The following is a 12,018-nucleotide window of genomic DNA, read 5'->3' as shown; positions in this document are numbered from 1 at the left end:
TACGGGCCCGTCCAGTGCGTTTATGTCGCAAAATGTGACGGATGCGGCAGATTGCCGTCATCTCACATCGCACGTTTTGGCGGGGTAAAAGTTCCGCGTTGGTCAAAAATTCCTCCCCTGCAAGGGGAGGTGGCAGGGCGAAGCCCTGACGGAGGTGTGTCACACTCTCGATAGGATGGACACCCCTCCACCATGCTGCGCATGGTCTCCCTCCCCTTACAGGGGAGAAACAAGGGTCCTTACCGCCCCACCCAGTCAGACACCTGCTGCGCCACCTGGTTCGCCGCCTGGTTCAGCGCGGGGCCGACGCTTTCGGCGTCGATCTTGCCGACCGGCAGGCGTGCTTCGAAGCGACGCTTCTCGATGCTCGTCTGGCCGTCGCGTTGCAGGGCGGCGTCGAACATCACCACCGCCTCGCGCCGGGTCGCGTCCATGCCGAACTGGCGCAACTCGCCGCCCAGCCGATCGCCCGGATCGCCGATCGAATCGCGCGTCGACAGCACCACCCGGCCGGCCCGCGCGGTCAGCGTATCCGCCATCAGCCGCGCGAACAGCCGCGTCGGCGGCTCGGCCCATTGCGCGTCCTTGACATAGGCGATGCTGGTCGCGTCCTCCTGCACCGGCACGCGCGCGGTGGCGAGTTCCTGCGGCGCGCTGGGCACCTGAACGGTGATCGACTTGCCGCGCCCCGAATCCTGCGTCTGCCCCACCACGGGGGCCGACTGCGCCTGAAGCGTCAGCAGCGAGGGCGGCGGCTTGGCGCCGAAGCTGATGCAGCCCGCCAGCGGAAGCGAAGCCATCAGAACGATCAGCGGAGTCTTCATGACGGTCCTCATCGGCTTCCTCACTTGCCCTTATAGTCCGGCAGCTTCTGCTGCCCGATCAGCGACCCCGCGCCCTGCTGGTCGACCTTTTCGGCCACCGCCGACAGCGACTGGGTCATGACGCGCAGGTCCTTCACCAGACGATCCACCTCGGGCACCGTCTGCTTCGAGAAGGTCTGCAAGCCCGGCCGCGCATCGCCGATCGCCGAATTCAGCGTATCGGCGCTCTTCTGGGCCGAAGCGATCGCCTTGTTCAGATTGACCATGGTCGGCTTGACGTCCTCGGCGAGCAGGCCGTTGGTCGTCGCCGCCAGCTGGCCGATCGACTGCGCCGCATCGCCCGCCTGCTGGATCGCCACGCGGGTCTGCGCCAGCGTCGCCGCGATCTCCGGCCCGCGATCGGCCAATGCATCGGTCAGGCGGTTGGTATTGTCGAGGATGCCCGCGATCGACGCCTGGTTACGATCCGACAAGAGGCCGGTCAGCCGCTCGGTCAGCGTCGACAGCCGCTCCAGCAACTGCGGCGCGGAGTTCAGGATCGCGCCGATGCCGCCCTGCTTGGTCGGGATGACCGGCACGTCATAGGGGCAGACGGTCCGGTTCTCGGGTGTCGGACAAGTGATCGGCGGCGCACCCTTGCGCGCGCCATCGAGCGAGATGGTGCTGGTGCCCGTGAAGCTGGCCGAGATCGAGGCGGTGGTACCCTGGAGGATCGGCGTCTGGTCTTTGACCGCGACGCGGACCCGCACGAACTGCGGATCTGGGCGCCACAGGGCGATCTCCTTCACCTGGCCCGAGGGCACACCCGAATAGGTGACTCCCGAACCCACTGCCAGACCGTCCACCGACTGGCGGAAAAAGATGTCATATTGCTTCTCCGACGTACCGCCCAGCCGGGCGATCCAGACGGTGAAAAGCGCCAGCACGACGAGCAGGATCAGCACGACGGAGCCGACAAGGACGTGGTTCGAACGAGTTTCCATCAGCGTGTCCCTGGTTCGCCTCTCGCATGGGCATCGGCCTCACTCCCCTGCGAATGCTGGCCGGTGATATGGGCTTCGACTTCGGTCGGATGGCGCGCGGCGTCGGTGTCCGCCGAACGGGGCCGGACGTCGGCCACTTCATCCTTGGCGGCGATCGCGGCACGTCCGCGCGGCCCCTTGAAATATTCCTCGATCCACGGATGGTCGAGCGCGATCAGCTCGTCGATCGTCCCGACCGCGATCACCTTCTTGTCCGCCAGCACCGCCACCCGGTCGCAGATCGCATAGAGCGTATCGAGGTCATGGGTGATGAGGAAGACGGTCAGCCCCAGCGTCTTCTGGAGCGACGCGATCAACTGGTCGAACGCCGCCGCGCCGATCGGGTCGAGCCCCGCGGTCGGCTCGTCGAGGAAGAGCAGTTCGGGATCGAGCGCCAGCGCCCGCGCCAGACCGGCGCGCTTCTTCATGCCGCCCGACAGTTCGGCCGGATATTTGGGCCCGGCATCGGCCGGAAGGCCGGTCATCACGACCTTGTAGGACGCGATCTCGTCCATCAGCGCCTGGGGCAGGTCGCGGTAGAATTCGCGCAACGGCACCGCGACATTCTCCGCCACGGTCAGCGTCGAGAACAAAGCGCCGCCCTGGAACAGCACGCCCCAGCGCTTGCGCACATCGACCGCCTCGGTCGCTTCGCGCCCGATGGTCGGCTCGCCGAACACGGTGATGTCGCCCGCATCGGGGGTCTGGAGGCCGATGATCGTGCGCATCAGCACCGACTTGCCGGTGCCCGACCCGCCGACCACGCCCAGAATCTCGCCCTTGCGCACGTCCAGGTCGAGCCCGTCGTGAATCACCTGCTCGCCAAAGCTGTTGCGCAGGCCCCGGACCCTGATCAGATGTTCGTCCTGTTCGGCCATCAATCCCATCCGATCCAGGTGAAAAAAACCGCGAAGAACGCGTCGAGCACGATCACCAGGAAGATCGCCTGCACCACCGCCGCCGTGGTGCGCAGGCCGACCTGCTCGGCGTCGGACTTGACCTGCATCCCCTGGAAACAGCCCGCGATCGCGATGATTGCGCCGAACACCGGCGCCTTGATCAGTCCCACATACAGGTCGGTGATCGGCACCACCTCGCGAATGCGGGCGATGAAGGTGATCGGGGGAATACCCAGCGACACCGCCGCCAGGAAGCATCCGCCGATCATCGCGATCAGCGACGAATAGAAACCGAGCAGCGGCATCAACGTGACCGCCGCCAGCGTGCGCGGCAGCACCAATGCCTCCATCGGCGACACGCCGATGACGCGCATCGCGTCGATTTCCTCGGTCAGCTTCATCGTGCCGAGTTGCGCCGCAAAGGCCGAGCCGGAGCGGCCCGCGACCATGATCGCGGTCATAAGCACGCCCAGTTCGCGCAGCGTCAGGCGCCCGACCAGATTGATCGTGAACACCTCCGCGCCGAATTGGCGAAGCTGTACCGCGCCCTGTTGCGCGATGACGATCCCGATCAGGAAGCTCATCAACCCGACGATCGCCAGCGCGGTGACGCCGACCGTCTCGAATTCATGCACCACCGCATTGAAGCGGAACCGACGCGGATGGCGGATCACGGCCAGCGCGGCCAGCACCGTCGCCCCCATGAAGCCGAGCAGGCCGTACAACGTCTTGAACGCGGCGACGACCGCGTCGCCCACCTCCCCTGCCACGCGGGTAAAGGGGCTGATCGCATGGGGCCGCATCGCCACGGGTTGATCTGCCTCGACCACCTTGTCGAGCAGATGGCGCTGATCCTCGTCCAGTCCGTCGATCCGCGCATCGTTGCGCGCGGCGAAGCGGTGGACCAGCCAGGCGCCGACCGTGTCGATCCGCTCGACCTGCGACAGGTCGAGCCGCTGGACGGGTGCCTTCTCGCGGTCGAGCCGCTCCGGCAGGTCGCCCAGCGTCGCCAGCGACAGGCTGCCGGTAAAGCGCATCGCGCCACCGTTCGCCGGATCCAGCTGATAATCGGCCTTGGCGTTCATCACCTGCCTCTTTGAGCGAAAGCGAAGGTATCGACAAGGCGCTTCGTGGGAACGACGAATCGACCTCGACTGGTAATTAGACGTTTGCGTGACGTTTTCAAAGCAACCTGTCCACGGCGTGAAGGACTAGGCCGACGCTGCCGCCGACCAGCGTCCCGTTGATCCGGATATATTGCAGGTCGCGGCCCACCGCATTCTCCAGCCGCGAGGTGACCGTGTCCGCATCCCATCCGCGCACCGTCTCCGACACCAGCCGGACAATGCCGTCGCCATAATCGGCCGCGACACCCACCACCGCGCGGCGCACGAAACGGTTGATCGTCGCCGCCAGTCGCGGGTCGCCCTGAAGCGTCTGTCCCAGTTGGCGCAGCGTATCGCCCAGCCGCCCGGCGGTCACCGCCTGCGGATCGCGTGCCATGCGGAGCAGCGCCTCGCGCGCCTGTTCCCACAGTCCGTCGAGCCATCGCTGCATCGCCGGATTCGCGATCAGGTCGTTCTTCATCGACTCCACCCGCGCGCGCGTGTCCGGATCATATTGCAGGTCCCAAGCGAGCCGATCGAGACCTTCCTCGATCTTCAGGCGCAGCGGATGCTCGCGGTCCTCGGCGACATCGTGGAGCAGCTTGTGCAGCCCATCGATCAGCTTGTCGGCCAGCGTCTCGTCCAGCCCCGTCCAGCGCAGGATCGCCCCGGCGCGCTCATGCACCATCGCCCGGACGATCGGCTCATTCGCCTCCAGCGCGCTCGCCGCCCAGCGCAGCACGGAGTCGAGCAGTGGCAGATGCCGCCCTTCGGCGATGGTGGCCTTGAGCAACTGTCCCAGGATCGGCGACACCTCGGTCGCGCGGAGCCGGGAACCGATCCCCGCCTTGACCATGCCGCCCAGCCTTTGGGGATCGAAGGCGGTCAGCATTTCGGCGAACAGCCGCGACGCGCCGCGCCGGATGCGCCCGCCCTCCTGCGGCGGCTGCGCCAGCCAGCGCCCCGCCGCCCCCGCCACGTCCAGCCGGTTCATGCGCCGCGCGACGACGCGGGGGATCAGGAAATTGGTGCGCAGGAAATTGGCGAGCGTATCGCCGATACGATCCTTGTTGCGCGGCACGATCGCCGTATGCGGGATGGGCAGCCCCAGCGGATGGCGGAACAGCGCGGTGACGGCGAACCAGTCGGCCAGTCCGCCGACCATCGCGGCCTCGGCAAAGGCGCGGACGAAACCCCAGGCCGGATGCACCGGCTGCATCGCCCGCGATACCAGATAGAGCGCCGCCATAGCGACGAGCAGCCCGGTCGCCACGACCCGCATCTTCCGCAGGGCGGGTGGAACGGTCTGGCTACCCCCCGATCGCATCGCGACTTCCATCGAGCAGAACAATCCGCGAGCGGCGGGTTTGTTCAAGCGGAATCTTTCCTAAGCGTAACGAAACGGGGCCGCTCTCCATTCCTTCCCTGCGAAGAGAGGTGGCGCGCGTAGCACGCCTGAGGGGTGTTCCCCCCTCGACAACGCGACACCCCTCCGCCGGGCCTGCGGCTTGCCACCTCCCCTTCCAGGGGAAGAAAGCGCCTGTCACTCGGCCGGGCCGTAGCCCAGCTTGCCCGTCGCGGGCGGCAATGCGGGGCCGCCAGCCGGTCCCTCGATCACCGGCCCGCCGCCCAGTTCGTCGCCGGGCTTGTAGGTCAGCAGGCGCTTGCCGAGGCGCGGACCGATCCAGCGCTCGACCCCCACCGCCAGGCTGAATGCCGCGGGTACGATCAGCAGGGTCAGGATGGTTGACAGCGCCAGACCGCCGATCACCGTCACGCCCATCGGGCTGCGCCACGATCCGTCGCCGCCCAGCGACAAAGCGGTGGGGATCATGCCCGCGACCATCGCGACCGTGGTCATCACGATCGGCTGCGCGCGCTTGTGGCCCGCATCCAACACCGCGTCACGCACCGGCACGCCCTTGGCGATCTCCTCCAGCGCGAAGTCGATCAGCAGGATCGAGTTCTTGGCGACGATGCCGAGCAGCATCAAAAGGCCGATATAGACCGGCAGCGACAGCGGATTGCCGGTGAAGTACAGCGCCAGCAACCCGCCCAGCGGCGCGAGCAGCAGCGAGGCCATGTTGACGAAGGGCGGCAGGAAGCGGCGATAGAGCAGGACCAGCACCGCGAAGACCATGAAGATCGCCGAGATGATCGCCGTGAAGAAGTTGGTCATCATCTCGTTCTGCATCTTGGCCTGGCCCAGCACCATTTCGCTGACCCCCATCGGCAGATTCTTCATGATCGGCAGGTCATGGACCTTCTTCATCGCATCGCCGCTGATGACCCCCTTGGCCAGGTCGGCGCCCACCGTCACCTGACGCCGCTGGTTCACGCGGTCGATCTGGGTCGGCCCCGCGCCCAGTCCGATGTCGGCGACCACGCTCAGGGGCACCGAGCCGCCGGTCTGGGTCTGCACCGGCAGGTTCTGGATGGTCGAAAGCCGCGCGCGGGCATTCTGGTCCAGCGCGACGCGGATCGGCACCTGACGATCCGACAGCGAGAAGCGGGCCGAGTTCTGGTCGATGTCGCCCAGCGTCGCGATGCGGATCGCACTCGACAGCGCCTGGGTCGTCACGCCCAGATTGGCCGCGAGGTCGAGCCGCGGGCGGATGACGATCTCCGGCCGGTCGAGATTGCCGACGATACGCGGCGCGACCAGGCCGGGCACGGTCCCCATCTGCTCGACGATCTTGTTGGCGGTATCGCGCAGCACGGCGGGGTCGTCGCCGCCCAGGGTGATGGTCAGGTCGCGGCCGCTCGATCCCCAGCCGAATTGCGACTGGAACGACACGCGCGCATCGGGGATCGCCGCCAGTTCGGGAGCGAGCGAGCGTTCGAAGTCGGTGCTCTTCATCGAGCGATCCTCCTTCAACGTCGCGACCACCCGGCCATTGCCGACGCCGGTGCGCGAATAGACCGATTCGACATCGGGCTGCTTGCGCAGGAATTGCGCGACCCGCTTCACCACCTGATCGGTCTGGGCCAGCGTCGTGCCGGGCACCATCTCGATCTTGGCGACCGCCTGGTCATTGTCCTGCGGCGGCTGGAACGTCTTGGGGATGATCGCAAACATCGCGACGGTCAGCACGAAGGCGAGCACGCCGATGCCGATCACCCACAGGCGATGGTCGCGGAACCGCCCGAAGAACCGCCGGAAGACCCCGCGCCGCACCCCATCCGTGGGCCGATCATAGCGCAGCGACCAGCGAAGCGTCGCCATATAGGCGTCCATCAGCCGACCTTCGCCATGGCTGGCATGGCCGGCGGATTTCAGGAAATAGGCGGCGATCATCGGCGTGATCATGCGCGCGACCGCCAGGCTCATCAGCACCGAAACGACGACGGTCAGGCCGAAATTCTTGAAATACTGGCCCGGCACGCCCGGCATGATCGACACGGGCAGGAACACCGCGACGATCGCCATGGTGGTGCCCAGCACGGCAAGGCCGATCTCGTCCGCCGCGTCGATCGACGCCTGATAGGCGGATTTGCCCATGCGCATGTGGCGCACGATATTCTCGATCTCCACGATCGCGTCATCGACCAGCACGCCCGCCACCAGGCTGAGCGCCAGCAGCGTCATCTGGTTGAGCGTGAAGTTCATCAGGTCCATGACCCAGAAGGTCGGGATCGCCGACAGCGGAATGGCCAGTGCCGAGATCACCGTCGCGCGCCAGTCGCGCAGGAACAGGAACACGACGATCACCGCCAGCACCGCGCCCTCGATCATCGCATGGATGGCGCTTTCATATTGCTGTTCGGTATATTTGACGCTGTTCGAGCGGAGGACGAACTTCACCTCCGGATTGCGCTTTTCCAGCCCCTTCAGCTTCTCGACTGCCCCGTTATAGACGCTGACGTCCGAGGCGCCCTTGGCGCGCTGAAAGTCGAAGCTGATGACCTGCCGCCCGTCGACCGCCGCCTGCGAACGCTGCTCGGCATAGAGATCGCGGACCGTGGCGATATCGGCCAGCCGCACCGTGCGCCCGCCGCGAACGTTGATCTGGGTCTGGCCCAGGTCATAGGCGTTGCGAGCATTGCCCAGCACGCGGACCGCCTGCTCGGTGCCCGCAATCTCGGCCCGGCCACCGGCGGCGTTGAGGTTGGTCATGCGAAGCTGTGCATTGACCTCGCTGGCGGTCAGGCCCTGTGCCTGCAACTTCAGCGGGTCGAGGATAACGCGGATCTCGCGCGTCACGCCGCCGTTGCGGATGACCTTGGAAAGGCCGGGGACCGACAACAGCTCCTTGGTGACGTTGTTGTCGATATACCAACTGAGCTGTTCGGGCGTCATGTTGGACGCCACCGCCGAATAGCTGGCAAGGTCGTTATCGGTCGAATCGACGCGGATCACCTGCGGCTCGAGAATACCGTCGGGCAGCATCGAGCGGATCTGGGTGATCGCGTCGCGCGCATCGCTGACCGCGCGATCGATCGGCGTGCCGATGTCGAGCTGGACCAGCGTCTGCGACGTGCCCTCGGTCACGGTCGAGGTGATCTGGTCGACGCCCTGAAGGTTCCGCAACGCCGCCTCGACCCGCTGGGTGACCTGAGTCTCCAGTTCGGTCGGTGCCGCACCCGGCTGGTTCACGACGACCACGACGATCGGGAAATCGATGTCGGGATCGTTGTTCACGTCCATCCGCATGAAGCTGACGATCCCCGCCAGCGTCAGCGCGACGAACAGGACGATCGGCGGAACCGGGTTCCGGATCGCCCAGGCGGAGATGTTGCGGAAACTCATGTCACTTGGCCTCCCGGCCTGCGAGAATCGGACGGACCAACTGGCCAGCCGCCAGGAAGCCACCCGCCGAACGCACCACCCGCTCGTCGCCGTTCAGGCCCGATGCGATGGTCACGCCATCGTCCGATACCTGCCCGATCTTGATGTTGCGGCGCGCGACCTTGTTGTCCGAGCCGACGATATACACGAAACTGCCCTTGTCGTCGCTCTGGATCGCCGAGTCCGGCAGCACCGGCGCACGCCCCGCGCCGCCGCGGATCGTGGCGGAAGCGAAGCCGCCCGGACGCAGTTCGGGACTATAGGCCAGCGCGATACGCGCAACGCCCTGACGCGTCTGCGGGTCGATGACCGGCGACACCTGCCACACCTCGCCGTTGAAGCTCTTGTCGCCACCGACCGGGGTGACGGTGGCGGGCGCGCCGACATTCAGGCCGACCAAGTCCGATTCGGCGAGTTGCGCCCGCAACTCCATCTGTCCGCCCATCGCCATGCGGAACAACACACCTGAGCCCGAGCTGACGATCTGCCCCGGTTCGGCGGCGCGGGTCAGGATCAGTCCTTCGGCGGGAGCGCGAATGTCGAGGCGGCCGTTGCGCGCCTGCGCTTCCTTGTACGTCGCCTGCGCCGCGCGGACGCGGGCGGCGGCGGCATCGCGGGTCGCGGCCCGGCGCTGAAGATCGGCCTTGGAGATGAAGCCGCGATCGACCAGTTGCTGCGCGCGGTCGAGCTCGGCCTGCGCGATCTGCTGATCCGACTGCGCCACCGCGACCTGGGCATTGAGCGCCGAGGCGGTCTGGGTCTGCACCGAGCGATCGACCGTCGCCAGCACCTGTCCCGCGCGAACCCACTGGCCCGGTTCGACCAGGACGCGGGTGATCATGCCCCCCTCGCCCGCGACGCCGACCGGCATTTCCCGCCGCGCGGCCAGCGTCCCGGTCGCGGAGACGACGCGGCTGACCGTCTGCTGTCCGGGGACGACGACGGTGATGTTGGGAATCTGCGTGCTTGCGGACGCGCCCGCCGGCGAATCATGCTTCTTGCCGGCTAGCAGATACCAACCCAGCAGCGCCACGAGGACCAGCACCACCACGACCGGAATCCAACGGCGCCGCGCGGGTGCGGGGCCTTCCAGTGCCATGTGGCTGCCGCCGCCGATCGCCCCCGTTTCGTAATTCATGTTCGTCATCGATCCCCGATCCGCATCCTAATGTCGTGGCCCACGCCGCAGATGCGCCCAATTCGCGGCTGTATTATAGAAATACATCACCATGCTCAAGGGACTTTGCCTATTGGAAGATTAAGGCGGCTCTAAGATGCGGCGGGCGCGTTCATCGCACGTTTCGGCGTGGTCGGCCAAAGGCTCGGCAGCATCAAAGGGAGTTGATGATGAAGTTTTTCCTGTTCACCGCCGCACTGGCCCCGATCGCGGTCGCGTCGGGCGTCGCCGCCCAATCGCTACCCGCGCCGACCACGGTCGAGCCGCTGGTTCCGGCGGCCGGCACCGTGCTCGACGTCTCTGCGGAGGGGCGCACGACGCGCGTGCCCGACCTGGCGACGATCCGCGCGGGCGTGGTCAGCCAGGGTGCGACGGCGGCCGCCGCGCTGACCGACAATGCCCAGCGCATGGCGCGCGTGCTGGCGGCGGTGAAGCGGGCGGGCGTCGCCGACCGCGACATCCAGACTGCAACCGTCCAGCTCCAGCCGCAATATCGCTATGGCGAGAATGTCCCGCCGACGATCACCGGATACCAGGCGACCAACACGCTGAGCATCCGGTTCCGCGATATCGCGAAGTCCGGCACGGTGCTGGATGCGCTGGTGGCGCAGGGCGCGAACCAGATTGACGGCCCCAACCTGTCGATCGACAAGCCCGATGCGGCGCTGGACGAGGCGCGGACCGATGCCGTCGCCAAGGCGCGCGCCCGGGCCGAGCTTTATGCCAAGGCGGCGGGAATACGCGTCGCCCGGATCGTGTCGATCACCGAAAACGGCGCGGATGCGGGTGGTCCGGAACGGCCGATGATGATGGCGCGTGCGATGGCCGCCGACGCCTCGGCCAAGACCAGCATCGCACCGGGCGAGCGGGACGTGACGGTCAATGTCTCGGTCCGCTTCCTGCTGAATTGATCGCGCGCCCCCTTCGCCCGACGGCGGAGGGGGCGACGCCCGCCCCTGGTCGGGGCCGGACATTCGCCGTACCCGACATACAAAAGAGGCCGCCCGGCATCCCGGACGGCCTATTTGTTTCCGCTCGGAGCGTGTGAGTGCTTAGCGCACCCGACCGCGACGAACGAGGTTCACGATCGCCAGCAGGACGACGGCGCCCAGCAGCGAAACGAGGAACGAATAGAGCGACAGACCAGCGTTGTTGATCGAGCCACCGGCAAAGATCAGGCCGCCGATGAACGCGCCGATGATGCCGACGACGATGTTCAGGAAGATGCCCTGCTGGGCGTCAGTACGCATGATGATGCTGGCCAGCCAGCCGATGACACCACCGATGATAAGCCACAGGATAATACCCATTGTCTTTCCCTCCGTTGGGCCCGCGAGCGGGACACGGGGGAAAGACGTGCGAATGGCGGTTATTGTTCCGTCCCCGTACCGTCAATTCGATGAACTGATTTCGCAAACGATTTGGATGTCAATATTTCTGCTGGCGTTCGTAGAGCGAGCGATAATGCTGGATGCGGGTCACCCGCAGGCCGGGCATGCCCGAGCGATCGATGGCGCGCTGCCACCCGGCGAATTCCTCGACCGTCAGGCCATAGCGTTCGCAAACCTCGTCGACCGAGAGCAGTCCGCCATTCACCGCCGCGACCACCTCCGCCTTGCGACGGACCACCCAGCGGGTCGTGCTAGGCGGGGGAAGCGATTCGAGTGTCAGCGGTTCGCCGAGCGGCCCGATTACCTTGGCAGGCCGAATCTTCTGATTCTCGATCATCATACAACCTCTTTGGGGCTCCCTACCCCATGTCGTCTGTAAGGGACGTCCTGACGCAGGCCCTTCAACATCTCTTAAATCCGAAAGGTTAACGGTTTATTCATTCTTTCGCCACCGGGCCAGATATCGCGCCATCGGGCCGTTGAACGCGCCATCGAGCGGTGCGAACAGTGCCGGGTCGGGGGCGGCACGGACGAAACCCGCCTGCACCGCCGCCGTGCGGCTGGCAGCCTGCCGAGCCGTCGCACCGACCATCAGCACCGCCAGATCGGGCGGCAGCACCGTCAGTTCGGCATCCCGGTCAAAGCGGTTGAAGCTCAGGTCCAAAAGCGCAATCCATCCCGATCGTGAACCGCCCTGTTATCGGACGGATATGAAAGCCGGGTAAAGGGTGCAGGGCTTTTCGCACTTTTCTTGGGCCCCGACCCGATCCGCATGCCCCTGAACAGAGGCGCCTGCTTTGCAACCGTGGC

At 66.3% G+C, this 12,018-nt stretch carries 11 protein-coding genes; 1 reads left to right on the top strand and 10 read right to left on the bottom strand.

The features are described from left to right. Positions 1-239: 239 nt before the first annotated feature. The 7 genes from ACWPWT_RS07800 to ACWPWT_RS07770 all read right to left on the bottom strand — a co-directional run bounded on the left by ACWPWT_RS07800 (position 240) and on the right by ACWPWT_RS07770 (position 9,778). Entirely contained in the window at positions 240-824 is a 585-nt protein-coding gene (locus ACWPWT_RS07800; protein WP_454279217.1) for an ABC-type transport auxiliary lipoprotein family protein, read from the bottom strand. A 20-nt stretch (positions 825-844) separates the two neighbouring features. After that, positions 845-1,807 carry an MlaD family protein gene (locus tag ACWPWT_RS07795; protein WP_454279216.1) on the bottom strand — a complete coding sequence of 321 codons (963 nt, stop codon included), beginning with the start codon at positions 1,805-1,807 and terminating at the stop codon, positions 845-847. Beyond that, complete coding sequence (locus tag ACWPWT_RS07790; RefSeq protein WP_454279215.1) at positions 1,807-2,733, bottom strand: ABC transporter ATP-binding protein; 927 nt, start codon at positions 2,731-2,733, stop codon at positions 1,807-1,809. Before ACWPWT_RS07790 ends, ACWPWT_RS07795 begins: the two co-directional genes overlap by 1 nt. Then, entirely contained in the window at positions 2,724-3,830 is a 1,107-nt protein-coding gene (locus ACWPWT_RS07785; protein WP_454279214.1) for an MlaE family lipid ABC transporter permease subunit, read from the bottom strand. The genes ACWPWT_RS07790 and ACWPWT_RS07785 overlap by 10 nt, the downstream gene beginning before the upstream one ends. A gap of 97 nt (positions 3,831-3,927) precedes the next feature. Further along, on the bottom strand, positions 3,928-5,133 hold the full coding sequence (locus ACWPWT_RS07780; RefSeq protein WP_454279903.1) for a DUF445 domain-containing protein: 1,206 nt from the start codon (positions 5,131-5,133) through the stop codon (positions 3,928-3,930). Positions 5,134-5,394: 261 nt separating this feature from the next. After that, positions 5,395-8,601 (bottom strand): efflux RND transporter permease subunit, encoded by a 3,207-nt coding sequence (locus ACWPWT_RS07775; protein WP_261268914.1) that lies wholly within the window; start codon positions 8,599-8,601, stop codon positions 5,395-5,397. 1 nt (position 8,602) lies between these two features. Further along, positions 8,603-9,778 carry an efflux RND transporter periplasmic adaptor subunit gene (locus ACWPWT_RS07770; RefSeq protein WP_261269052.1) on the bottom strand — a complete coding sequence of 392 codons (1,176 nt, stop codon included), beginning with the start codon at positions 9,776-9,778 and terminating at the stop codon, positions 8,603-8,605. A 206-nt stretch (positions 9,779-9,984) separates the two neighbouring features. Between ACWPWT_RS07770 and ACWPWT_RS07765 the strand changes: the two genes are divergently transcribed. Then, on the top strand, positions 9,985-10,728 hold the full coding sequence (locus ACWPWT_RS07765; protein ID WP_454279213.1) for an SIMPL domain-containing protein: 744 nt from the start codon (positions 9,985-9,987) through the stop codon (positions 10,726-10,728). A 141-nt stretch (positions 10,729-10,869) separates the two neighbouring features. Here ACWPWT_RS07765 and ACWPWT_RS07760 read toward each other — a convergent pair whose 3' ends face one another. The 3 genes from ACWPWT_RS07760 to ACWPWT_RS07750 all read right to left on the bottom strand — a co-directional run bounded on the left by ACWPWT_RS07760 (position 10,870) and on the right by ACWPWT_RS07750 (position 11,872). Next, positions 10,870-11,127: a GlsB/YeaQ/YmgE family stress response membrane protein gene (locus ACWPWT_RS07760; protein WP_230482577.1), complete on the bottom strand. Its 258-nt coding sequence runs from the start codon at positions 11,125-11,127 to the stop codon at positions 10,870-10,872. A 118-nt stretch (positions 11,128-11,245) separates the two neighbouring features. Then, positions 11,246-11,545, bottom strand: coding sequence for a CtrA inhibitor SciP (sciP, locus tag ACWPWT_RS07755; RefSeq protein WP_261268912.1), 300 nt, complete (start codon positions 11,543-11,545; stop codon positions 11,246-11,248). A 96-nt stretch (positions 11,546-11,641) separates the two neighbouring features. Then, positions 11,642-11,872: a hypothetical protein gene (locus tag ACWPWT_RS07750; protein WP_454279212.1), complete on the bottom strand. Its 231-nt coding sequence runs from the start codon at positions 11,870-11,872 to the stop codon at positions 11,642-11,644. Positions 11,873-12,018 lie beyond the last annotated feature (146 nt).

It is taken from the genome of Sphingomonas sp. Marseille-Q8236, assembly GCF_965112005.1.
This window is presented reverse-complemented; position numbering and strand designations above follow the sequence as displayed.

What these genes read in the sequence shown, in the direction of transcription:
- ACWPWT_RS07800 (WP_454279217.1), bottom strand. Translation starts at nt 824, where the DNA reads ATGAAGACTCCGCTGATCGTTCTGATGGCTTCGCTTCCGCTGGCGGGC.
- ACWPWT_RS07795 (WP_454279216.1), bottom strand. Translation starts at nt 1,807, where the DNA reads ATGGAAACTCGTTCGAACCACGTCCTTGTCGGCTCCGTCGTGCTGATC.
- ACWPWT_RS07790 (WP_454279215.1), bottom strand. Translation starts at nt 2,733, where the DNA reads ATGGGATTGATGGCCGAACAGGACGAACATCTGATCAGGGTCCGGGGC.
- ACWPWT_RS07785 (WP_454279214.1), bottom strand. Translation starts at nt 3,830, where the DNA reads ATGAACGCCAAGGCCGATTATCAGCTGGATCCGGCGAACGGTGGCGCG.
- ACWPWT_RS07780 (WP_454279903.1), bottom strand. Translation starts at nt 5,133, where the DNA reads ATGCGGGTCGTGGCGACCGGGCTGCTCGTCGCTATGGCGGCGCTCTAT.
- ACWPWT_RS07775 (WP_261268914.1), bottom strand. Translation starts at nt 8,601, where the DNA reads ATGAGTTTCCGCAACATCTCCGCCTGGGCGATCCGGAACCCGGTTCCG.
- ACWPWT_RS07770 (WP_261269052.1), bottom strand. Translation starts at nt 9,778, where the DNA reads ATGAATTACGAAACGGGGGCGATCGGCGGCGGCAGCCACATGGCACTG.
- ACWPWT_RS07765 (WP_454279213.1), top strand. Translation starts at nt 9,985, where the DNA reads ATGATGAAGTTTTTCCTGTTCACCGCCGCACTGGCCCCGATCGCGGTC.
- ACWPWT_RS07760 (WP_230482577.1), bottom strand. Translation starts at nt 11,127, where the DNA reads ATGGGTATTATCCTGTGGCTTATCATCGGTGGTGTCATCGGCTGGCTG.
- sciP (WP_261268912.1), bottom strand. Translation starts at nt 11,545, where the DNA reads ATGATCGAGAATCAGAAGATTCGGCCTGCCAAGGTAATCGGGCCGCTC.